Source organism: Rhodococcus sp. AB351 (assembly GCF_049538275.1).
GTDB lineage: Bacteria > Actinomycetota > Actinomycetes > Mycobacteriales > Mycobacteriaceae > Rhodococcus.
Window position 1 is genome coordinate 399,378 of record NZ_JBMVFW010000002.1, and the last position, 22,719, is coordinate 422,096.

The following is a 22,719-nucleotide window of genomic DNA, read 5'->3' on the forward strand; positions in this document are numbered from 1 at the left end:
ACCGCGCCGTAACATGCCGACTCGGACGCGCGTTCCACATCGTGGGACGAGGCGTCCGGATGGCACGACTGGAACGATGCAGTCGGCTCCGCCGTAACACGGCGTCAACACGCCGGGCACGGCCACCGAAACCTCACCGCGGGTTCTGGGGCACGGTGTACGGAACGTAACCCGGTACGGGACGTGACTCAGGACTTGTCGAGATAGGCCACACGCTCGGCGTCGAGCGCGGCCCGCACCATGCTCGCGAGCCCCGGGTGGTGTTCGAGGCCGGGATCCTTCTCCGTCACCGTCCGGGAGAAGTCGCGGGCCGCCTCGATGACGTCGGCGTCGTCGACGAGCGAGAGCAGCCGCAGCGTCGACACCGTGCCGGACTGGGCGACACCGAGGACGTCGCCCTCCCGGCGCAGCTGCAGGTCGAGCTGGGCGAGTTCGAAACCGTCGGTGGTGCCGGCGACGGCCTCGAGCCGCATCATCGTCGGGGTCGCGGGCTTCGCGTCGGTCACGAGCAGGCACAGACCCTGGTGGCCGCCACGACCGACGCGACCGCGCAACTGGTGCAGCTGGCTGACACCGAACCGGTCGGCGTCGACGATCACCATCACGGTCGCGTTCGGCACGTCGACACCGACCTCGACGACGGTCGTGCACACGAGCACGTCGAGTTCCGCGGCGTTGAAGGCCTGCATCACCGCGTCCTTCTCGTCGCCGGGGAGGCGACCGTGCAGCAGCCCCACCCTCAGATCCCGCAGCGGACCGGAGGTGAGGAACTCGAACTGCTCGAGCACCGAGACGGTCTCGGGCGGGGCCTGCTTGCCCTTCCCCGATCCCGACGGCTCGGACCCGTCCGGATCGAAGAGCGCATCGTCGTCGGAATCACCGTCGCCGATACGGGAACACACCACGTAGGCCTGCCGCCCCTCGGCGACCTCCTCGCGGATGCGCTCCCAGGCGCGGTCGACCCACTTCGGATGCACCTTCGCCGGGACCACGCGGCTGACGATCGGCGACCGCCCGCGGGGCAACTCGCGCAGGGTCGAGACCTCGAGGTCGCCGAGCACCGTCATCGCGATGGTGCGCGGGATGGGCGTCGCGGTCATCACCAGCACGTGCGGGGACGCGCCGTCGCGACCTCGCGAGCGCAGGGCGTCGCGTTGTTCGACACCGAAGCGGTGCTGCTCGTCGATCACCACCAGGCCGAGGTCGAAGAACTGCACCGTGTCCTCGATCAGCGCGTGCGTGCCGATGACGATCCCGGCATCGCCCGTCACCGCCTCGTTGAGTGCGGCCCGTTTGCGCGCGACACCCATCGAGCCGGTCAGCAGGGTCACGCGGGTCGCGAGTTCGTGGGCACCGAGTTCGCCCGCCGCGGCGAGATCGCCGAGCATCTTCGTGAGCGATCGCGCGTGCTGCGCCGCGAGCACCTCGGTGGGTGCGAGCAGCGCGCACTGCCGACCGGAGTCGATCACCTGCAGCATCGCCCGCAGCGCCACGATGGTCTTGCCGGAACCGACCTCACCCTGGAGCAACCGGTTCATGGGGTGCTCACGTGCGAGATCGGCCGCGATCTCGTCGGCCACCGACAGCTGCCCGGCCGTCAGCTCGAAGGGCAGCCGCCGGTCGAACTCGTCGGCGATCCCGCCCTCGCGGCGTGGGCAGGACGGCGCCGACCGCACCTCGACGTCGTGCCGGCGTCCGGCGAGCACGAGCTGCACCGCGGCGGCCTCGTCGAACCGCAGGCGGTCGCGCGCCCGGTCGATCTCCTGCTTCGTGTCGGGCAGGTGGATCGAGCGCAACGCTTCGTCGAGCCCCACGAAGCCGTGCTCGTCGCGCACCCACTCGGGCAGCGGGTCGTCGACGTGATCGAGCTGGTCGAGCACCTGCCGCACACACCGCATGACGGTCCACGACTCGACCTCGCGGGTCGCGCGGTACATCGGGATCAGCGCACGGTCGAAGACCGACATGTCGACCCCCGAGCCGTCCTGCGCGGTGCGTGCGAGACCCGCCAGGGCTCCGGCGCCCCGCACCCGCGCCGGTGTCGCCGAGACCAGGTCCTCGGCGTCGCGCGGTTCGGGCAGCACGAGATAGCTCGGGTGGGTCAGGCTCCACTTGTCGCGGAAGTACTTCACGGTGCCGGAGAACATCGCGCGCACGCCGGGCTTGATGTTGTGCTTGACCCGGTGCGGGTTGAAGAAGGTGACGTCGATGCTGTGACGATCGGAGCGCAGCCGCACCGCGAGGCGTTTGCCGGCGCGGGACTTCATCGGCACCTCCTGCGCCGACTCGACCCGCGCGATGATCGTGATGTGCTGGCCCTCGGTGGGCTGACTCTCGCCGAGCTCGGCGCCCTGGGTGGCGTAGCGGTGCGGATAGTGCCTCAGCAGATCCTCGACGGTGGTCATCCCGAACGCGTCGTGCAAGGCGTCCGCCGTCTTGCGGCCGAGGACATGATCGAGCCGGTCCGCGAGTGTCGCCACTGCCGTCCCTTCCGCTACTCCTGCGGTGGCCTCGCGGCGCACCGGCTACTCGACGCCGAGCTGCAGCAGGTCGCTGCGCTGACCGCCCTGGTAGACCGCCACGTCGATCTCCGGGTGACGGTGATCGAGATGAGCGACCAGCTGCTCGACGAGTCCGTCGGGGGCGTCGGCACCGACCAGCATCGTCACGAGCTCACCGCCCGCGGCGAGAATCCTGTCGAGCAGTGACGCTCCCGCTGTCACCAGATCATGCTCGATCACTACGACATCATGGCCGGCCAGTCCGAGACTGTCGCCGGGTTCGCACGTTCCGACCCAGGTCAGCGCACGTTCGTTCGCGTACCGCAGCGACCCCCACCGCACACACGACGCCGCCTCCGACATCGCGAAGGCGTCGTCGACGGTGGCGCGCATCGGATCGTGCACGGCCAACGAGGCCAGTCCCTGAACGACGGAGGAGGACGGCAGGAACATCACGTCGCGGTCGTCCCGCCGCGCCCGCGCACCCACGGCGACGACGTCCTGTGCAGAGAGCGCACCGTTGGGCAGCACGAGGACGTCCCGGCTCGGCAGTGCCCGGATCGCCTCGAGCAGTTCGTCCGGGACGGAGATCTCCTCGGCCCGCAGCACCCGGGCGCCCTCCGCCTCGAACAGTTCGGCGGCGCCCTCGCCGCCCACCACCGCGAGGACCGCCCGGGACTGCTCCCCCGCCGACTCGGCGCGGACCGCGGCGGTGGCCGTGCCGAGCGCCACGGGACCGTCGCCGCATCCGCGACGCGCGGACTCGAGCGCGAAGCACGTGATGTCGATGCGGCTCAGCGAGCCCGCCGCGAGACCGGCCTCCACAGCAGCTCCGGGATCGCAGCAGTGCACATGCACGGACCAGCACCCCGCTTCCCCGGCGACGATCGCGACCGAGTCGCCGAGCGCGTCGAGGGAGGACCGCAGGGCGTCCATACGCGCGTCGTCGGAGTTCCCGACGAGATACATCACCTCGTATTCCTGCTGGTCGCTGTCGGGACGTTCGTCGACGATCTCGGGTTCGACCACGGGACGCGAGGCGCCGGCGAGCACCATCCGGCGGTCGGGACGTGTTCCGGTGGTGACCTCCACCAGGCAGTCGAGCAGCACGAGCAGGCCGAGACCGCCGGCGTCGACCACCCCGGCCTCGGCGAGGACGTCGAGCTGGGTGGTGGTGCGCTGCAGCGCGTCGGCGGCGGCGTCGGCACTCGCGACGGCGACATCGCACACGGTCGCATCCGTCTCCGAGGCGACGCGGGTCGCGCCGTCGGCCGCGGCTTCGAGGACGCTGACGATGGTGCCCTTCGCGGGCGCGCTGAGCGCTCCGGTCACGAGCGTCGCGGCATTGGAGAGGGCCGCGGCCAGGTCACGGGCGCCGACCGTCGTCAGTCCCGCGACCGCGTCGGCGACACCGCGCAGCGCCTGCGCCAGGATGATCCCCGAGTTGCCCCGCGCCCCGGCGAAGGCGCCGCGCGCGAGCCCTTCGGCGACGTCGGATGCGGTGAGCGCGCCGTCCACGGGCCCGCCGATCCGGGCCGCCGCGGCCTGCAGGGTGATCAGCAGATTGTTGCCGGTGTCCCCGTCGGGCACCGGGAAGACGTTGAGCGAGTTGATCTCCGCTCGGCGCTGTTCGAGCGCTTCCACACCGAACTCGACCCACCGGCGCAGCGCCCGCCCGTCCACCGTGTCCTCGGCTCCGAGCAACGATTCCACCCCCTTCGCCTCGTCCTGCGGGCATCGTCCACCTCTACGATCGGTACCGTCGAACACGGTGCCGAGCCCTGGCGAACAGGTTAGCCGCGACCCGGCGCACCGTCCGGTTTGGCCAACCGCCCTCGAGTTCGCTAAGCTTGCCGGGTTGCCTCGCACGGGCGGCTCGTTCCCCGTGTTCGCAAGGCGAAACAACAGACAGAAGATCTATCCACTAGACACAAGGAGTTCGCGACATGGCTGCCGTCTGCGACGTATGCGCCAAGGGCCCCGGCTTCGGGAAGTCGGTCTCGCACTCGCACCGGCGTACCAACCGTCGCTGGAACCCGAACATCCAGAGCGTGCGCGCTCAGGTTGCACCGGGCAACACCCGCAAGATGAACGTGTGCACCTCCTGCCTCAAGGCCGGCAAGGTCGTCCGCGGCTGATTCCCGGTCGAGTCGTAGCGAAGGCCCCCTGCGCTGATTGCGCAGGGGGCCTTCGCCGTTCGATCCCCCGGCCGGATATCGTGCGGGAATGACCGAGAATCAAGTTTCCTTCCCCGACAGCGACTCTCTCCGCTCACTGGTGAGCGTGGAGGACCGCGTCCTGCGGATCGCCGTGGCGACCTCCGAGTACGGCACCTCCCTGTCCCCCGCAGGGATGGAGCAGGGCATCGCGGCCCTGCGCGCGGCAGGCCCCGAGATCGGCGCCGTGCTGCTCGTCGGTGAGGGTGCGAACTTCTGCGCGGGCGGAAACGTCCACGGATTCGCCGCGGCCGAGGACCGCGGCGCCCACCTGCTCGACATCGCGAACCTCTTCCACGACTTCGTGCGCGAGCTGGACAAGGCGGCCGTGCCGGTCGTCGCCGCCGTGCACGGCTGGGCTGCCGGCGCCGGGATGAGCCTGGCGCTGCTCGCCGACATCGCGCTCGCCGGCCCCGGCACGAAGATGCGCGCCGCGTACCCGTCGATCGGTTTCTCCCCCGACGGCGGCATGTCGTGGACCCTGCCGCGGATCGTCGGTCCGTCGCGGGCACGGGAGATCATCATGACCGACGCCGTGATCGGCGCCGACGAAGCCGTGCGTCTGGGTCTGCTGAGCCGGCTCGTCGCCGACGGCGAGATCCAGAGCGAGGGGTTGCGACTCGCACGGACCCTCGCGCACGGCCCCACGCAGTCCTACGCCGCCATCCGCTCGCTCGTGGCGGGCTCGGCGGAGCGATCGCTGTCCGAGCACCTCGATGCGGAAGCCGCCTCGATCTCCGCGGCCGCGACGTCGCCCACGGGTATCGAGGGTGTCGACGCCTTCGTCGCCAAGCGGCGCCCGGACTGGGATTCGGTCCGCGCCTGATCTCCGGGCGGCGGATCGGTGCTCAGGACAGTCGCCAGTCCACCGGTTCGCCGCCCTGCTCGACGAGCAGAGCGTTCGCGCGGCTGAACGGACGCGACCCGAAGAAACCGCGTGAGGCCGACAGCGGGGACGGGTGCGCCGACTTCACGGTGGGCACACCACCGAGCATGGGTTCGAGGGTCGCGGCGTCGCGACCCCACAGGATCGCGACGAGCGGGGTCCCGCGTGCGACCAGCGCGCGGATCGCCTGCTCGGTGACCGCCTCCCAGCCCTTGCCGCGGTGGGAGGCCGGCTGGCCCGGTGCGACGGTGAGGACCCGGTTGAGCAACAGGACGCCGTGCTCGGTCCACGGCGACAGGTCGCCCGTGGAGGGCTGCGGCAACCCGAGATCGTCGGTGTACTCGCGGTAGATGTTGGCGAGACTGCGCGGGATCGGCCGGACGTCCGGGGCCACCGAGAAGCTCAGTCCCACAGCGTGACCCGGAGTGGGATAGGGATCCTGACCGACGATCAGGACGCGGACGGATTCGAAGGGCTGCGTGAAGGCACGCAGCACGTTCGGACCGGACGGCAGGTAACTGCGGCCCGCGGCGAGTTCGGCGCGGAGGAACTGCCCCATCGCGGTGATGTCACCGGCGACGGGTTCGAGTGCTCGCGCCCAGCCCGGGTCGACGAGTTCGGACAGGGGCCGACCGGAACGGGGCTCGTCCGCTCCCCCGGCCGCGGACTGTGTGTCGACGGTGTCGGCCACCTGTCACTCCTGATCGATGCGGCGGAGGGCGGTCCGGTAGTAGGCGGCGTTCGCCGCGTACATCTCGGCGTTGGCGTCGAAGTTGTTCTCGGGGACCTCGTAGCCCTCGCGGACCTTCGCGGGGATACCCATCGCCATGCGGCGGGGCGGCAGTTCGAAGCGCGGCGGGATCAGGGCGCCGGCGGCGACCTGCGCGCCGGCACCGACGACCGAGCCGTTGAGGACGAGCGAACCCGAGCCGATCAGCGCACCGTCACCGATCGTGGCGCCCTCGATGTGCGCGTTGTGCCCGACGACGCAGCGAGCGCCGATGACCGTGGCCTCGATCGCGGTGCAGTGGATGATCGTGCCGTCCTGGATGTTGGTCTTCTCCCCCACGGTGATCGTGCCGTAGTCGCCGCGCAGCACCGCCGAGGGCCACACGGAGGCGCCGGCACCGAGGGTGACGTTGCCGATCACGACCGCGTCGGGATGAACCCACGCGTCGGGATGGATATCGGGGACACGCTCGCCGAGTGCGTAGACAGCCATGACTGCAGAACCTATCTCGAGCGAACCCCACCCGGAGTGGTCGCCCTAGCGATCAGCGCCCGCCGCGAAGCTCTGCCAGCCCCCGGATCCGTTGTGGTGTCGCCCGTCGACGGTGACGCCGGAGCCTTCCAGGACCACGCCGATGGGCCGCCATCCGTCCGGCAGGGTGACCTCGCGAGGGAAGCACGCCGCGAGGGCGTGGTCCTCGCCGCCGGTGAGGATCCATTCCTGCGGGTCGACCGACAGTGCCTCCCCGGCGTCCCGGAGTTGCGTGTCGGGAGCGAGTGCACCCGGGTCGAGATCGATCGCGACCTCCGATGCGGTGCAGATGTGCCCGAGATCGGCGACGAGACCGTCGGAGATGTCGGTACATGCGTGGGCGCCTGCCGCGGCCGCGGCAGGACCTGCGGCGTAGGGCGGTGTGGGCACACGATGCGCCGCGACGAGTTCGGGGAAGTCCCGGTTGCCGGCCAGCAGCAGGGCCAGGCCCGCCGCGGAGCGACCGGTGCGACCGGCGAGGGCGACGACGTCGCCGGGGCGCGCAGTGGAGCGGAGGAGCGGTGGCCGTCCGTCGAGTTCGCCGAGCACGGTGACCGAGACGATCACCTGACCCGCCTGCACGAGATCACCTCCCACGACTCCGGCGCCGATCTCCTCCGCAGCCTCCCCGATGCCCGCCGAGATGCCGTCGAGCACGGCGACGGGTGTCTCGGGTGGGCATCCGAGGCCGACGACGAAGGCGGTGGGACGCGCACCGACCGCGGCGACATCGGCTCCGTTCTGGGCGACCGCCTTGCGTCCGACCTCCTCCGGGCTCGACCAGTCGAACCGGAAGTGACGTCCTTCGACGAGCATGTCGGTCGAGATCGCGATGCGACCGTCGGCGGCCGACACGACCGCCGCGTCGTGGCCCGGCCCGACGAGTGTGCTGTCGGGTTGCCGTCGTGCCCTCACCGCGCGTTCGATCACGGGGAATTCGCCCATGTCGGCGACGGTGGGTCCGGTCGGGTTCGTCACGGTGACGGTCGCCTCTTTCTGGGTCGGCGGTGGGAGAGAGCCGGCACGTGCCCTGCTACGTTCGATCACGCTACCGCCCCCTGTCCCCGAGCCCGGATGCTGGACACGATGAACGACACCTCTGCTTCCGATCGCGAACCCTCCGACGACGCCCCCGTCGAGGCGCCCGGATCGGACGGGACGCGACGCAGTCCCGCGCTGATCGCCACGGCGATCGCACTGCCCGTCGCCCTGCTGGTCGGTGTGGTGGTCGCGGCCGTGATCGTGTCGCAGTCACCGGTGAACACGCCTGTCGGTCTCGGTCCCGTGCCGGCTCCGGAAGCGGAGTCCGAATCCTGCTCACAGTTGCTCGACGCGCTGCCGGAGGAGCTCGGCGACTACACGCGCGCCGAATTGGCCGATCCGGCACCGGTGGGTGCGGCGGCCTGGCAGTCGGACGACGGCGAGGAGGTCGTCCTGCGCTGCGGTCTCGACCGGCCCGACCAGTTCGACCAGGCGGCGGCGCTGCAGGTGATCGACGACGTGCAGTGGTTCGAGGTGTCGGGAGCCGAGCAGGGCATCCCGGCGAGTACGTGGTTCGCCGTCGACCGTCCGGTCTACGTGGCGTTGACCGTGCCCGACGGATCCGGGCCGACCCCGCTGCAGGACATCACGGCGACGATCTCCGCGACGCTCCCGCAGCAGGAGATCGATCCGGCGCCGATCCGCTGAGTCGGACGAACGAGAAAGGTCGGCCCCGGCACCGTGGTGTGGTGCCGGGGCCGACCGTGTTCGCCGCCGCGTCGATCAGGACGCGTGCATGGTCCCCGTGCGCTGGTAGCGCTCGTGGAAGGAGAATGCCTCACCGAGCAGGTGCGGGGTGTGACCTGCGCCGGGGGCAGCTTCTGCGCGCTCGATGTAGTCGAGCAGTTCGGCGCGGTAGTCGGGATGCGCGCAGCGCTCCACGACGACCCGCGATCGACGGCGGGGAGACAGGGCGCGCAGATCGGCAAGACCTTGTTCGGTCACGATGACCTGCACGTCGTGCTCGGTGTGGTCGACGTGCGGCACCATCGGGACGATCGACGAGATCGCACCGTCGCGAGCCGTCGACGGGCTCAGGAACATCGACAGGTAGCCGTTGCGCGCGAAGTCGCCGGAGCCCCCGATGCCGTTCATGATGCGGGTGCCCATCACGTGGGTGGAGTTGACGTTGCCGTAGACGTCGGCCTCGAGCATGCCGTTCATGGCGATGATGCCGAGTCGGCGCACGATCTCGGGGTGGTTGCTGATCTCCTGCGGCCGCAACATGATGTGGTCGCGGTAGAAGTCGATGTTCTCGACGAAGTCGTTGAGTCCCGTTTCGGACAGCGCGAGGGCGGTGGCCGAGGCGAACCGGACGGTGCCGTGCTTGACGAGGTCGAGCATGCCGTCCTGGATGACCTCCGAGTAGCAGGTCAGCCCCCGGTACGGTCCGCTGTCGAGACCGGCGAGCACGGCGTTGGCGACGTTGCCGACACCCGACTGCAGCGGGAGCAGAGTGTCGGCGGGCAGCCGGCCGGCAGCGACCTCGTGCGCGAAGAAGTCCAGGACGTGGTCGGCGATGGCCCGGCTGGTGGCGTCGGGCGCCGTGAGCGCGGTCGCGCTGTCGGGGCGATCGGTCTCGACCACCGCGACGACACGTTCCGGATCGATCCGGAAGTAGGGCTGGCCGATGCGGTCCTCGACGTCGGTGAGGTCGATCGGGCGGCGGTTGGGGGGAAGCGCGGTGCCGTAGTAGACGTCGTGCACGCCGTCCATGGCGGCGGGGATCCACGAGTTGACCTCGAGGATCACCTTCTCGGCGACGTCGAGCCAGGTCTTGTTGTTGCCGATGGAGGTGGCGGGGATCAGCTCGCCCGTCTCGGTGATGCCGGAGATCTCGACGACGGCGACGTCGACGTGTCCGTAGTAGCCCTCCCAGACCTGCTGGGCGACGTGCGACAGGTGGATGTCGACGTAGTCCATGCGGCCTTCGTTGATCCGTCCGCGGGCGGTGGGCTCCGCCTGGTACGGCATACGCAGCGCGATTCCGTCGACGTCGGCGAGCATGCGCTCGGTGTCGGAGGCCACCGATGCTCCGGTGAGCAGGTTGATCCGGAAGTCGCCGCCGGTCGCCCGCGTGCGGCGGATGTGTTCGGCGAGGGCCGGGGTCACGGCCTTCGGGGTACCTGCGCTGGCGAAGCCGCTGATGGCAACGGTGTCGCCGGGGCGGATCCACTGGACGGCGTCCTGCGCCGACACGATCTTCTTGCGGTAGGTCTCATGACGTACCCGAGCCTCGGCCGGGGTCACGACGACCGACTCCACAGACGGTGCTGCGGGCGATGAAAGGGCTGCGTACATGACGACGACCATAGCGGCGCGGATGATCCGCTCGTCACACTCGGGCCGGACCGGCGATCGCCGTCACCAATTTGGACACAGAGTGTCACGAGTCGCACTCCAAGATCGATGTAATCGGAAGTTGTTGTTCCGCAAGATTTTACACGATGATTTCCGCCACGCTGACTGACACTGGGTGCCACCACCTTTCGCGCGAGCCGCTCCGCCGCCATCTCTACGGTATCCCCCGTTCGCCGCCGCATCAGTACCGTTCGCCGCCCCCGGAGAACCGTTCACCGCCGCCGTGACGGAACGCCGTCGGGCACGATTGCAACATGACGAACTCCACCGACCTGTTGCGCGACGATGCCGAGCACCTTCTCCGCGAGTTGGCGGGCCCCGATGCCCGGCTCCGCGACGACCAATGGGTCGCCATCGAAGCGCTCGTGGTGCACCGTCGCCGAGCCCTCGTCGTCCAGCGCACGGGCTGGGGGAAGTCGGCCGTCTACTTCATCTCCGCCAAGCTGCTGCGTCGACAGGGCCGGGGTCCCACGGTGATCGTCTCGCCGCTGCTCGCCCTGATGCGCAACCAGGTCGCGGCCGCCGAACGGGCCGGTGTCCACGCCGCGACCATCAACTCCGGCAACGTCACGGAATGGTCGGCGATCCACGAGCGGATCGCGGCGGGCGAGGTCGACGTCCTCCTCGTCAGCCCCGAACGCCTGAACAACCCCGACTTCCGCGACCAGGTGCTGCCGTCCCTCGCCCGCGACGCCGGACTGGTGGTCGTCGACGAGGCGCACTGCGTGTCGGACTGGGGTCACGACTTCCGGCCCGACTACCGCCGCATCCGCACCCTCGTCGCCGAGCTCGGCGACGACATCCCCGTGCTGGCGACGACGGCGACTGCCAACGACCGCGTCGTCGCCGACATCGCCGCCCAGCTCGGTGTCGGTGGGAACAGCAGCGACGGCCCGGGTGACACGCTCGTGCTGCGCGGCGGCCTCGACCGTCCATCGCTGCACCTGTCGGTGGTGCGGATCGACGAGCCGGCACGACGCGCAGCGTGGCTCGCGCAGCATCTGAAGGATCTGCCGGGCTCGGGCATCGTGTACGCGCTGACGGTCTCCGCCGCCCGCGACCTCGCGGCGCTGCTCGCAGACCACGGTTACGCGGTGGCGGCGTACACCGGGCAGACCGAACCGACCGAGCGCGAACAGCTCGAAGCCGATCTCCTCGACAACAAGGTCAAGGCGCTCGTCGCGACCTCGGCGCTCGGCATGGGTTTCGACAAACCCGACCTCGGCTTCGTGGTGCACCTCGGCGCTCCCTCGTCCCCGATCTCCTACTACCAGCAGGTCGGGCGTGCGGGTCGCTCCACCGACCGCGCCGAGGTGGTTCTGCTCCCCGGCCCGGAGGACCGCCGGATCTGGCAGTGGTTCGCCTCGGTCGCCTTCCCGGACGAGGAGCTCGTCCGACGTGTGATCGCAGCACTCGATACCGAACGGCCGGTATCGACGCCCGCCCTCGAACCGCGGGTCGACCTCACGCGCTCCCGCCTGGAGATGGTCCTCAAGGTCCTCGACGTCGACGGAGCAGTGAAGAGGGTCAAGGGCGGCTGGCTCGCCACCGGGCAGCCCTGGGTGTACGACGAGGAGCGCTACGGGCGCCTCGAGGAGGCGCGCACCGCGGAACAGGAGGCGATGCTCGAATACGAGCGCACCACCGAATGCCGCATGGTCTTCCTCCGCCGTCAACTCGACGACCCCGATCTCGACGCTGCAGGCACCGGCTGCGGCCGGTGCGACAACTGCATCGGCTCCCGGTGGGAGACGTCCGTCGGCGACGACGAGGTCGCCCGGACCCGCGCCCGCCTCGAACGCCCCGGCGTCGATCTGCCACCGCGACGGCAGTGGCCTACGGGGATGTCGACCCTCGGGATCGCGCTGTCGGGCCGGATCACGGACGGTCCGCGTCCGGGGCGTGTATTGGGCCGGTTGTCGGATCTGGGGTGGGGACCGCGACTGCGCGAGCTGCTCGACGGGCCGGACCGCGAAGTGCCGAAGGCGGTGGTCGACGCGTCGATCGCGGTGCTCGCGGCGTGGGACTGGGAGGAGCGGCCCACCGCCGTCATGGCCATGGACTCCCCCACGCACCCCCTGCTCGTCGAGTCACTCGCGTCCCGATTGGCACAAATCGGACGATTGCGAGATCTAGGTGTATTGCGACGCCGAAGCGGGAATACGGAGCCCACGGCAGCGAACTCGGCATACCGGGTCGCCGCACTGATCGATGGGTGGGAGCGACCCGACGACGTCGGGTCGGTTGGTCCGATCCTGCTCGTCGATGCGGTGACCGACACCGGCTGGACGTTCACGATGGCGGCGAGAACCCTCGTCGCCGCGGGAGCCGACGCGGTGTTGCCGTACGCACTCGCGAGCCCGAAGTAATCGCCACGAGGAGGACCGACGTAACATGTTTGTGACCGGCATCACAACATGCGCTCGACCTGCACGGACCACAGGGTTCCGATCCCGATTCCGGAGACGGGCGTGATCTCGACACCGGAAGTTGTTAGGTTGAAAGGACATATGAGGCCCGTCAAGGAAAGAAGTACCCCGACCCCCGACTCGGCTGAATCGAATACCGCGACCACTTCTTCGGACGTGGCCGCCACCGAGTCCGGTAGTGAGCCGGCTGCAATCGAATTCCGGCGTCCGCGTATCGCCGACGGTAGACGACTCTGGCAGATCGCGCGTGATTCGCAGGTTCTCGACGTCAATTCCGGTTACGCATATGTGCTGTGGTGTCGCGATTTCGCAGACACATCGGTCGTCGCAACGGACGACACCGATCGCCCCGTGGGATTCGTGACCGGCTACCGCCGCCCCGACTCCCCGAACACCTTGTTCGTCTGGCAGGTGGCAGTCGACGCAGACCAGCGTGGACGTGGAGTGGCCGGCCGTATGCTCAACGCACTGCTCGACCGACTCGAGCCGCTCGGCGTGACCCGTCTGGAAACGACGGTGAGTCCCGACAACGAAGCGTCGATCGCAATGTTCACCGCTCTCGCACGTCGCCGCGGAACGCATATCACTCGCACCGAGTTGTTCGCGCCCGACGATTTCCCCGATTCACATCTGGCCGAGGATCTCTACACCATCGGCGAATGATCGCAGCGCATGTGCGCGCGACATCTTCATAATTCTCGAATAATCACAGGAGGACCACGACATGACCATCCTGGAAAACAAGCCCGAGACCACCGGTAAGCCCGATACTGCGATTTTCTCGCACCTCGAATCCGAGGTTCGGAGTTACAGCCGCGGCTGGCCCGCCGTTTTCGACAAGGCATCGGGATCCTGGCTGCGCAGCGAGGACGGCAAGGACTACCTCGACTTCTTCGCCGGCGCCGGAGCCCTGAACTACGGCCACAACAATCCGGTTCTCAAGTCGGCCCTGGTCGACTACATCATGAGCGACGGCGTCACCCACGGCCTCGACATGCACACCGTCGCCAAGCGCAAGCTGCTCGAGACCTTCGAGTCGCACGTGCTCGCGCCGCGCGGCCTGGACTACAAGGTCCAGTTCCCCGGCCCGACCGGCACGAACGCCGTCGAGGCAGCGCTCAAGCTCGCCCGCAAGGTGACCGGCCGCGAGTCGATCATCAACTTCACCAACGCTTTCCACGGCATGACCCTGGGTGCGCTCTCGGTGACCGGTAACTCGATGAAGCGCGCCGGCGCGGGTGTCCCCCTCGTCCACGCCACGCCGATGCCGTTCGACAACTACTTCAACGGCGTCACCGAGGACTTCCAGTGGTTCTCGCGCGTGCTCGACGACGCGGGCAGTGGCCTGAACCGTCCGGCCGCGGTCATCGTCGAGACCGTGCAGGGTGAGGGCGGCGTGAATGTTGCTCGCCCCGAGTGGCTTCGCGCTCTGGCCGACCTGTGCAAGGAACGCGACATCCTGCTGATCGTCGACGACGTGCAGATGGGTTGCGGCCGCACCGGCCCGTTCTTCTCGTTCGAGATCGCCGGCATCACGCCCGACATCGTGACCCTGTCGAAGTCGATCGGCGGATACGGAATGCCGCTGGCGCTCACCCTGTTCAAGCGTGAGCTCGACGTGTGGGGTCCGGGCGAGCACAACGGCACCTTCCGCGGCAACAACCCGGCCTTCGTGACGGCGGCTGCCGCCCTCGAGCACTACTGGGCCGACGACAAGCTCGAGCGCGACACCCTGCGCAAGGGCGAGCGCATCCGCCAGACCTTCATGAACCTGTCGGACATGTTCGACGGCGTCTCGACCCGCGGCCGCGGTCTGGTCCAGGGCCTGGTCTTCGACAAGCCGGAGGACGCCGACAAGGTCTGCGCCCTGGCCTTCGAGGAGGGCCTGCTCGCCGAGACCTCCGGCCCGTCGGACGAGGTCGTCAAGCTGCTGCCGCCGCTGACCATCACCGACGACGAACTCGAGTTCGGGCTGAACATCCTGGCGGAAGCGACCGCCAAGGTCCGTTCCTGAGCGGTCCCCCGCTCCGCCCGTTCCGAAACTACTTGCAGAAGAAGGACTTTCGACACCCATGATCGTTCGTACGACAGAAGAGATCACCGGCACCGAGCGCGACGTCGTCTCGGAGGACGGCCAGTGGCGCAGCAAGCGCATCATCCTCGCCGGCGACAAGGTGGGCTTCTCGTTCCACGAGACCACCATCGAGCCCGGCACCGTCAACGAGTTCCACTACGCCAACCACGTCGAGGCCGTGTGGCTCGTCGAGGGCACCGGCAAGCTCCAGGACCTCGACAACGACGTGGAGTACGACCTCGCTCCGGGCACGATGTACCTGCTCAACGGACACGAGCGTCACCGCGTGCTCCCCGAGACGCGCATGCGCATGCTGTGCGTCTTCAATCCCCCGGTCACCGGCCGTGAGGTGCACGACGAGAACGGTGTGTACCCGTTGATCGTCGAACCCGCCTGAGTGCGGTAACCACGTGACCGATGCGGGGCGGACGCTTAGAGTCGAGACCATGACTCCCGAGCGTGCGCCCCGCATCGCTGTCGGCCCCGAGCGCGACCCCCGTTTCGAACGGGCGGTCTCGGGCGGGGGCGGCGTGCCCTGCGGACTCGAGGACACCCCGGACGCGCTCGTCTGGGCGGCCGGGCCGCAGGACTTCCCCGAGGTCCTCCCCGCCTCCGTCCGCTGGGTGCAGCTTCCGTCCGCCGGTGTCGAGTACTGGCTGTCGCAGGGCGTCGTCAAGGCTCATCCTCGCGTCACCTGGACGTCGGCGGCCGCCGCCTACTCCACGACCGTCGCCGAGCACGCGCTCCTGCTCCTGCTCGCCGGGGTCCGGGCCCTACCCGCGCATCTGGCGGCCACCTCGTGGGCACCCGAGAGCCTCGCGCCCGCCGTCGGCACCCTCCGCGGCGCGACGGTCGGGATCATCGGTGCCGGTGGTGTCGGTCGTGCACTGATCCCGATGCTGGCCACGCTGGGCGCACATGCGCTCGCCGTCACCCGCAGCGGTCGTCCCGTGCCCGGGGCCGTCGAGACGTTCCCCGTCGAACGCATCGACGAGATATGGACTCTGGCAGATCATTTCGTCATCTCCGCGACTGCCACCCTCGACGTCGAACGCCTCGTCGGCGCAACCGAACTCGCAGCGATGAAATCCACGGCGTGGGTCGTCAACGTCGCCCGGGGTGATCTCGTCGACACCGACGCCCTCGTCGCCGCCCTACGATCCGGCGCGATCGGCGGTGCAGGGCTCGACGTCACCGACCCCGAACCGCTCCCCGACGATCATCCGTTGTGGACGCTCCCCAACGCCGTGATCACGCCCCACGACGCCAATCCGCCCCCATTGCGCATCCCGGCCTATCTCGAGCACGTGACCGAGAACGTCACGCGGTTCGCGTCCGGCCTCGTGCCGATCGGGGTCGTCGATCCCAGCGCCGGCTACTAGGCCACATCTACCGGACCACAGTTGTCCGACCACAGCGCTCACTCCGACCCCTTGTCCTGCTTCTCGTCGCGTTCCGCCCATTCCAGCAGCGGATCGAGGGCGAAGACCGCGTCGTCGATCCCCGCGTGCAGGTCGCCCAGTTCCTCGAACCGCTTCGGCACGGTCCGGATCGTGAAATCCCGCGGATCGAGGTCGTCGATCTCGTCCCACCGCACCGGCGTGGAGACCGTTGCCTCCGGTACACCGCGGACCGAATAGGCACTGGCGATCGTGTGGTCGCGCGAGTTCTGGTTGTAGTCGACGAAGACCGCCGACGGATCACGTTCCTTGCGCCACCACGCCGTCGTCACGTCCCCCGGCGCGCGTCGCTCCACCTCCCGCGCGAAAGCCCATGCGGCCCTTCGGACATCGTCGAACTCCCACTCCGGTGCGATCCGGACGTAGACGTGCAGGCCGTCGCCGCCCGAGGTCTTCGGCCAGCCCACGGCACCGAGCTCGTCGAGCACCTCGTGCGCCACCGACGCCACGCGCCGCACCCGGTCGAAATCGCAGTCGGGCATCGGGTCGAGGTCGATCCGCCATTCGTCGGGCCGCTCCACGTCGCTGCGCCGCGAGTTCCACGGATGGAACTCCACGGTGGACATCTGCACGGCCCACACCACATCGGCGAGGTGGGTGACGCACAGTTCGTCGGCGTCGCGGTCGTAACGCGGGAAGTGCACCCGCACGGTCTCGACCCAGTCCGGCGCCCCGCGGGGCAGCCGCTTCTGGTGCACCTTCTGCCCTTCGAGTCCGTCGGGGAACCGGTGCAGCATGCAGGGCCGCTCACGGAGCGCCCGGACGATCCCCTCCCCCACGCTCAGGTAGTAGTTCGCGAGATCGAGCTTGGTCGCCCCGATCTCGGGGAAGTACACGCGGTCGGGATGCGTGATACGCACCGGGCGACCGTCCACGTCGAGCTCGACCGCCTCGGAGTCCTTGCTCATCCGCGTCTCCCGTCCCTCCCGCTCATGCACGCGTCCCGTGCACCATCCTGGCCTCTCGATTCCCGTCTGCGTGCGGAAATACACCCCGGCGCACGATTTCCTCCGCGTGGCACGGCCGGGCGCTAACGTCGAAGCGATGCTGCTGCACTCGGTTGTCGACACGTCCGTCGCCGTCGCCGCCACGCGGTCACGACGCACCAAGATCGATCTGCTGCGGGAATTACTGGAGCGCGCCGAATCCCACGAGGTCGAAGCGGTGGTCTCGTGGTTGTCCGGAGAGATGACCCAGGGCCGCCTGGGTGTCGGCTTCCGCACCCTTGCCGGTCTCTCCGCACCGGTCGCCGACGATCCGACGCTCTCCGTCGACGAGGTGTCCGGTTTCCTCGACCGGCTCGCCGACATCTCAGGTCCGGGATCCACCGCCGCGCGGCAGCAACTGCTCCTGGACCTGTTCGGCCGGGCCACCGAGGGCGAGCAGCGTTTCCTCGTCGCGCTCCTCGGCGGTGAGCTGCGGCAGGGTGCGCTCGAAGGGGTGATGACCGATGCGGTCGCAGCGGCAGCCGGTCTCCCCGTCGAACCGGTCCGCCGGGCGGTGATGTTGTCGGGTCGCCTCGCCCAGGCCGCAGCGGCGGCCTTCGACGGTGGTGTGGACGCGCTGGCGGAGTTCGGCCTGGAACTCGGCCGACCGGTCCGGCCGATGCTCGCCTCGCCCGCCGAGTCGCTCGAGGCGGCCCTGACCGAGTTCGACGGGGCGGTGAGCGTGGAGTACAAACTCGACGGCGCACGCATCCAGGTGCACCGCCACGAGGACGCCGTGTGGATCTTCACCCGCACACTGCGCGACATCACCGCGTCGGTTCCCGAACTGGTCGAACTCGTCCGGGCGCTGCCGTGCCGCAGTGTCGTGCTCGACGGCGAGACGCTCGCGCTCACCGATTCCGGCCGTCCCCGACCGTTCCAGGAGACCATGAGCCGGTTCGGCGCCCGCTCCGAACGCGAACTGCTCCTCCACCCGTACTTCTTCGACTGCCTGCACCTCGACGGCGACGACCTGCTCGACGAGCCGCTGTCGGTGCGTCTCGACCGTCTCGCCCATGTCGCGGGTGAGCACCGCATCCCGACGCTGGTCGCCCCGCACGCCGACAGCGCCGAGGCGCATCTCGGTGACTCGCTCGGCAACGGTCACGAGGGTGTGATGGTGAAGTCCCTCACGTCGACCTACACCGCCGGACGCCGGGGCCGAGCGTGGCAGAAGGTCAAGCCCGAGCACACCCTGGACCTCGTGGTGCTCGCCGCCGAGTGGGGTTACGGGCGCCGCACCGGCTTCCTGTCCAATCTGCACCTCGGTGCCCGCGACCCGGACGGTGGTCCGCCGATCATGGTCGGGAAGACGTTCAAGGGACTCACCGACGCGCTGCTGCAGTGGCAGACAGAGGAATTCCCGCGCTACGAGACACACCGCGACGAGCACACCGTCCACCTGCGACCCGCGATCGTCGTCGAGATCGAGCTCGACGGAGTGCAGACCAGCAGCCGCTATCCGGGCGGGGTGGCGCTGCGCTTCGCACGGGTGCTGCGGTACCGGCCCGACAAGTCCGCTGCCGACGCCGACACCATCGACGCGGTGCGCGCGCTCCTGCCCGCAGCGCCGGTGCCCGGAAGCGGCCTACCGTAGATGGGGTGATCGACGTTCCACTCCGTTCCGACGACCTGCCCGCTCTCCTGCACAGCCGTCGGATCGCGGTTCTCACCGGCGCCGGGCTGTCGACGGACTCCGGTATCCCCGACTATCGCGGACCCGACTCGCCCCCGCGCAACCCGATGACCTACCAGCAGTTCGTCGGCGATGCGGAGTTCCGGCAACGCTACTGGGCGCGCAACCACGTCGGCTGGAAACACATGGACGCCGCCCGCCCCAACGCCGGGCACCGGGCGCTCGCGGCCCTCGAACGCGCCGGTTCCGTCGTCGGTGTGATCACCCAGAACGTCGACCTGCTGCACACGAAGGCAGGCAGCCGGCGGGTCGTCGACCTGCACGGCACCTACGCGCAGGTCCGGTGCCTGTCGTGCGAGCACCGCATCTCGCGGTTCACGCTGCACGAGCGGCTGTGCGCGGCCAATCCGGGATTCGACGACCGGATGCGCGCGACGACAGGTCTCGAGGTCGCCCCCGACGCGGACGCAGTGGTCACCGACACCGAGGACTTCGTCGTAGTGGACTGCGACCGCTGCGGCGGGATGCTCAAACCCGACATCGTGTACTTCGGCGAGACGGTGCCGCGCCCGCGGGTCGAACTCGCCTTCTCGGTGGTCGACGGCTCCGACGCCCTGCTGGTCGCCGGAAGTTCGCTGACGGTGCAGTCGGGGCTGCGTTTCGTGCGCCGCGCCGCACAGCGGAACATCCCGGTGGTGGTGATCAATCGTGGCCCCACGCGCGGGGATGTGCTGGCGACCCTCAAGCTCGAGGCGGGCACCTCGGAGACCCTCGCCTTCCTGGCCGACGCAGTGACTGCACCGAGCCGGTGACGGCGACGACCGCACCGAGCGGGTGACGGCTCTCAGACCACCCGGACGAGGTCATCGGCGTGCACGACGGGCCGCTGGAGATCCGGCGGCAGCTGACCGGTCGAGAAGCCGATCATGAAATCGAGTTCGGACGCGTCGTAGGCCACCACACCGCGCGCGACCGTGCGGCCGTCGGGTGCGACGATGCCGACCACGTCGCCTGCGTGGAAACCGCCACTGGTGCCGGTGATTCCAGCGGCGAGCAGCGAGCGCCGCCGCTCCACCACGGCCCGCACGGCACCCTCGTCGAGATACAGCGAGCCGTGGACGTCGGCGGCGTGCCGCACCCAGAAGCGCCGCGCCGACAGACGCTGCGGGCGGGCCGCGAAGGCCGTGCCGACGTCGGCGGCACCCAGCGCACGATCGGCCTGGGAGGCGGCGGCGAGCAGCACCGGCACGCCGGAGTCCGCCGCGAGACGGGCTGCGGACAGTTTCGACGCCATGCCACCGGTGCCCAGCGCGCCACCAGACCCGGCGACCACACCGTCGAGATCCTCGGGGGTGCGGACCTCGGGGATGAGGTTCGCGGAGCCCTTGCGCGGATCCCCGTCGTACAGACCGTCGACGTCGGACAGCAGGATCAGCGCCTCGGCGCCGATGAGATGCGCGACGAGCGCGGCGAGCCGGTCGTTGTCGCCGAAGCGCAGTTCGACGGTCGCGACGGTGTCGTTCTCGTTGACCACCGGCACCGCACCGAGCGAGCGCAGCCGGTCGAGGGTGCGTTGCGCGTTGCGGTGCTGGGTGCGCCGGCCGATGTCGTCGGCGGTGAGGAGCACCTGGCCCACGGTGCGGTCGTAGCGGGCGAAGGAGGTGCCCCAGGCGTGGGCGAGGGTGAGCTGCCCGACGCTCGCCGCGGCCTGCTTCGTCGCGAGATCACGCGGCCTGCTCGTGAGGCCGAGCGGTGCGAGCCCGGCACCGACCGCACCCGAGGAGACCACGACGACACTCGAGCCCGTGCGGATCCGGGACTCGATGGCGTCGACGAGCCGATCGAGCCGGCCGCGGTCGAGCCCGCCCACCAGGCTCGTGATCGCCGACGAGCCGATCTTGACCACTACGCTGCGGGCGTGGGAGACGACCTCCCGGGTGTCGCTCATGTTCTCCTCGGTACGCTTCGGGCTTCCTGAACGGTGGGAACGCGGGGCCGGTTACTCGAACTCGTCGTCGGTGGCCAGACCGCGGCGCACCTTCTTCGCGTGGCGACGCTCGGCGGCGCCGACGCGGTCGACCTGGTCGAGACGGGCGTCCGTGCCGCGACCGGTGGGCACGACGTCCACGCCGGCCTGCGTCTGCGGTTCCCACTCGAAGCCGACCTCGCCGATGGTGACCCAGCATCCGGGTTCCGCGCCGAGCTTGACGAGCTTGTCCTCGACGCCGAGACGTGCGAGGCGATCGGCGAGATAGCCCACGGCCTCGTCGTTGTCGAAGGCCGTCTGGCGCACCCACCGCTCGGGACGGGTGCCCCGCACGATGAATCCGCCGGGCACCTCGGGATCGCGGACCACGGTGAAGGCCTCCTCGTCGCGGGCGACGGGACGGATCACCGGGCGGGTCGGCGCGGCCGGCGGATGTGCCTCGCGGTACTCGTCGACCATCTTCGCGAGGGCGAACGTCAGCGGACGCAGGCCGTCGCGGCTCACGGCCGAGATCGTGAAGACCGGCCAGCCGCGGGCCTCGAGTTCGGGGGTGACGAACTCGGCGAGTTCCTTCGCGTCGGGCACGTCGGCCTTGTTGAGGATCACGATGCGGGGGCGCTCGGCGAGGTCGCCGAGTCCGCTGTCGCCCGACAGCGCGGGCTGGTAGGCGGCGAGTTCGGCCTCGAGCGCGTCGATGTCGGAGATCGGGTCGCGGCCGGGTTCGAGGGTCGCGCAGTCGACGACGTGCGCGAGCACGGCGCAGCGCTCGAGATGCCGGAGGAAGTCGAGGCCGAGGCCACGTCCCTCACTGGCGCCGGGGATCAGGCCGGGCACGTCGGCGACGGTGAAGGTCGTGTCGCCCGACTGCACCACACCGAGGTTCGGCACGAGGGTGGTGAACGGGTAGTCGGCGATCTTCGGCTTGGCGGCCGACAGCACCGACACGAGCGACGACTTGCCGGCCGAGGGGAAGCCCACGAGGCCGACGTCGGCGACGGACTTCAGTTCGAGGACGAGGTCGAGTTCCTCGCCTTCCTCGCCGAGCAGCGCGAAGCCGGGGGCCTTGCGTGCCTTCGACGCGAGTGCGGCATTGCCGAGACCACCGCGACCGCCGTGCGCGGCGACGAAACGTGTGCCGGTGCCCACGAGGTCGGCGAGGATCCGGCCGTCGCGGTCGAGCACGACGGTGCCGTCGGGAACCTTCAGGACGAGGTCGCCGCCGTTGGCACCGTTGCGGTGGCCGCCGGCGCCCTGGGCACCGTTGGTCGCCTTGGCGTGCTGGTGGAAGTGGAAGTCGAGCAGGGTGTGGACGTTGCGGTCGACTTCGAGGACGACGTCGCCGCCGTTTCCTCCGTTACCGCCGTCGGGGCCGCCGAGCGGCTTGAACTTCTCGCGGTGGACGGAGGCGCAGCCGTTGCCGCCCTTGCCGGCGCTGACGTGCAGCACCACCCGGTCGATGAAGCGGGACATGGGTGGACCTTCTCTCGTCCTAAACAAACCTGGTGATCAACGCAACAAGGGCGGGTCAGGGTGTGCGACCCTGGCCCGCCCCTATTGGGAGTATGTCGCGGGAGCTGGTCCCGCGGTGTCCGTTACCGGACGGCAGATCAGGCGTCTGCCGCAGCCGGAACGATGTTGACGGTCTTGCGACCGCGCTTGGTACCGAACTCGACGGCACCGGCCGCGAGGGCGAACAGCGTGTCGTCGCCGCCGCGTCCCACGTTCACGCCGGGGTGGAAGTGGGTGCCGCGCTGGCGCACGATGATCTCGCCGGCGTTGACGGCCTGGCCACCGAAGCGCTTGACGCCGAGGCGCTGTGCGTTCGAATCGCGACCGTTACGGGAGCTGGATGCGCCCTTCTTGTGTGCCATGACGAACCCT

The 22,719-nt window shown here is 69.6% G+C and carries 20 protein-coding genes; 10 read left to right on the forward strand and 10 right to left on the reverse strand.

The annotated features are described in order from the left end of the window. Window positions 1-188 precede the first annotated feature (188 nt). Window positions 189-2,480, reverse strand: a complete 2,292-nt coding sequence (gene recG, locus ACPCXD_RS07935; protein WP_016691906.1) for an ATP-dependent DNA helicase RecG — start codon at window positions 2,478-2,480, stop codon at window positions 189-191. Between the two features lie 45 nt (window positions 2,481-2,525). Continuing rightward, the gene (gene fakA, locus ACPCXD_RS07940; protein ID WP_016691905.1) at window positions 2,526-4,214 is read right to left on the reverse strand and encodes a fatty acid kinase ATP-binding subunit FakA; all 1,689 of its coding nucleotides are present in this window, start codon (window positions 4,212-4,214) and stop codon (window positions 2,526-2,528) included. Between the two features lie 233 nt (window positions 4,215-4,447). Between fakA and rpmB the strand changes: the two genes are divergently transcribed. Together rpmB and ACPCXD_RS07950 are read left to right on the forward strand one after the other, a co-directional pair. Then, complete coding sequence (gene rpmB / locus ACPCXD_RS07945) at window positions 4,448-4,639, forward strand: 50S ribosomal protein L28 (RefSeq protein ID WP_006551201.1); 192 nt, start codon at window positions 4,448-4,450, stop codon at window positions 4,637-4,639. Between the two features lie 88 nt (window positions 4,640-4,727). After that, window positions 4,728-5,543: an enoyl-CoA hydratase/isomerase family protein gene (locus ACPCXD_RS07950; RefSeq protein ID WP_088897341.1), complete on the forward strand. Its 816-nt coding sequence runs from the start codon at window positions 4,728-4,730 to the stop codon at window positions 5,541-5,543. A 22-nt stretch (window positions 5,544-5,565) separates the two neighbouring features. On the opposite strand, the gene ACPCXD_RS07955 is transcribed toward ACPCXD_RS07950, so the two are convergent. Genes ACPCXD_RS07955 through ACPCXD_RS07965 form a run of 3 tightly spaced genes read right to left on the reverse strand, consistent with a single transcriptional unit; the run spans window position 5,566 to window position 7,809 of the window. Beyond that, complete coding sequence (locus tag ACPCXD_RS07955) at window positions 5,566-6,294, reverse strand: uracil-DNA glycosylase (RefSeq protein ID WP_145691823.1); 729 nt, start codon at window positions 6,292-6,294, stop codon at window positions 5,566-5,568. A 3-nt stretch (window positions 6,295-6,297) separates the two neighbouring features. Next, complete coding sequence (locus ACPCXD_RS07960; protein ID WP_088897343.1) at window positions 6,298-6,825, reverse strand: gamma carbonic anhydrase family protein; 528 nt, start codon at window positions 6,823-6,825, stop codon at window positions 6,298-6,300. A gap of 45 nt (window positions 6,826-6,870) precedes the next feature. Beyond that, complete coding sequence (locus ACPCXD_RS07965) at window positions 6,871-7,809, reverse strand: thiamine-phosphate kinase (RefSeq protein ID WP_202400166.1); 939 nt, start codon at window positions 7,807-7,809, stop codon at window positions 6,871-6,873. Between the two features lie 129 nt (window positions 7,810-7,938). Between ACPCXD_RS07965 and ACPCXD_RS07970 the strand changes: the two genes are divergently transcribed. After that, window positions 7,939-8,553 (forward strand): DUF3515 domain-containing protein, encoded by a 615-nt coding sequence (locus tag ACPCXD_RS07970; protein ID WP_145691825.1) that lies wholly within the window; start codon window positions 7,939-7,941, stop codon window positions 8,551-8,553. A gap of 75 nt (window positions 8,554-8,628) precedes the next feature. On the opposite strand, the gene scpC is transcribed toward ACPCXD_RS07970, so the two are convergent. After that, the gene (scpC, locus tag ACPCXD_RS07975; protein ID WP_016691899.1) at window positions 8,629-10,170 is read right to left on the reverse strand and encodes a succinyl-CoA:acetate CoA-transferase ScpC; all 1,542 of its coding nucleotides are present in this window, start codon (window positions 10,168-10,170) and stop codon (window positions 8,629-8,631) included. Window positions 10,171-10,520: 350 nt separating this feature from the next. Here scpC and ACPCXD_RS07980 point away from each other — a divergent pair, with 350 nt between their 5' ends. From ACPCXD_RS07980 to ACPCXD_RS08000, 5 genes are all read left to right on the forward strand, one after another. After that, a complete protein-coding gene (locus tag ACPCXD_RS07980; RefSeq protein ID WP_145691826.1) occupies window positions 10,521-12,635 on the forward strand; it encodes a RecQ family ATP-dependent DNA helicase in 2,115 nt (704 codons plus the stop codon). 216 nt (window positions 12,636-12,851) lie between these two features. Continuing rightward, window positions 12,852-13,358 (forward strand): diaminobutyrate acetyltransferase, encoded by a 507-nt coding sequence (ectA, locus tag ACPCXD_RS07985; protein WP_088897347.1) that lies wholly within the window; start codon window positions 12,852-12,854, stop codon window positions 13,356-13,358. 61 nt (window positions 13,359-13,419) lie between these two features. Continuing rightward, a complete protein-coding gene (gene ectB, locus ACPCXD_RS07990) occupies window positions 13,420-14,709 on the forward strand; it encodes a diaminobutyrate--2-oxoglutarate transaminase (RefSeq protein WP_016691896.1) in 1,290 nt (429 codons plus the stop codon). A gap of 58 nt (window positions 14,710-14,767) precedes the next feature. Further along, on the forward strand, window positions 14,768-15,166 hold the full coding sequence (locus tag ACPCXD_RS07995) for an ectoine synthase (protein ID WP_016691895.1): 399 nt from the start codon (window positions 14,768-14,770) through the stop codon (window positions 15,164-15,166). 49 nt (window positions 15,167-15,215) lie between these two features. Then, entirely contained in the window at window positions 15,216-16,151 is a 936-nt protein-coding gene (locus ACPCXD_RS08000) for a D-isomer specific 2-hydroxyacid dehydrogenase family protein (protein ID WP_229567909.1), read from the forward strand. A 38-nt stretch (window positions 16,152-16,189) separates the two neighbouring features. Here ACPCXD_RS08000 and ligD read toward each other — a convergent pair whose 3' ends face one another. Beyond that, on the reverse strand, window positions 16,190-17,137 hold the full coding sequence (ligD, locus tag ACPCXD_RS08005) for a non-homologous end-joining DNA ligase (RefSeq protein ID WP_026061078.1): 948 nt from the start codon (window positions 17,135-17,137) through the stop codon (window positions 16,190-16,192). A 136-nt stretch (window positions 17,138-17,273) separates the two neighbouring features. Here ligD and ACPCXD_RS08010 point away from each other — a divergent pair, with 136 nt between their 5' ends. Together ACPCXD_RS08010 and ACPCXD_RS08015 are read left to right on the forward strand one after the other, a co-directional pair. Beyond that, a complete protein-coding gene (locus ACPCXD_RS08010; RefSeq protein ID WP_026061077.1) occupies window positions 17,274-18,812 on the forward strand; it encodes an ATP-dependent DNA ligase in 1,539 nt (512 codons plus the stop codon). 5 nt (window positions 18,813-18,817) lie between these two features. Next, the gene (locus tag ACPCXD_RS08015) at window positions 18,818-19,663 is read left to right on the forward strand and encodes an NAD-dependent protein deacetylase (RefSeq protein WP_016691891.1); all 846 of its coding nucleotides are present in this window, start codon (window positions 18,818-18,820) and stop codon (window positions 19,661-19,663) included. Between the two features lie 32 nt (window positions 19,664-19,695). Here ACPCXD_RS08015 and proB read toward each other — a convergent pair whose 3' ends face one another. From proB to rpmA, 3 genes are all read right to left on the reverse strand, one after another. Next, window positions 19,696-20,799, reverse strand: coding sequence for a glutamate 5-kinase (proB, locus tag ACPCXD_RS08020; RefSeq protein WP_016691890.1), 1,104 nt, complete (start codon window positions 20,797-20,799; stop codon window positions 19,696-19,698). Window positions 20,800-20,850: 51 nt separating this feature from the next. Next, on the reverse strand, window positions 20,851-22,308 hold the full coding sequence (obgE, locus tag ACPCXD_RS08025; RefSeq protein WP_016691889.1) for a GTPase ObgE: 1,458 nt from the start codon (window positions 22,306-22,308) through the stop codon (window positions 20,851-20,853). Window positions 22,309-22,445: 137 nt separating this feature from the next. Next, complete coding sequence (gene rpmA / locus ACPCXD_RS08030; protein ID WP_006551184.1) at window positions 22,446-22,709, reverse strand: 50S ribosomal protein L27; 264 nt, start codon at window positions 22,707-22,709, stop codon at window positions 22,446-22,448. Between the last annotated feature and the right edge of the window lie 10 nt (window positions 22,710-22,719).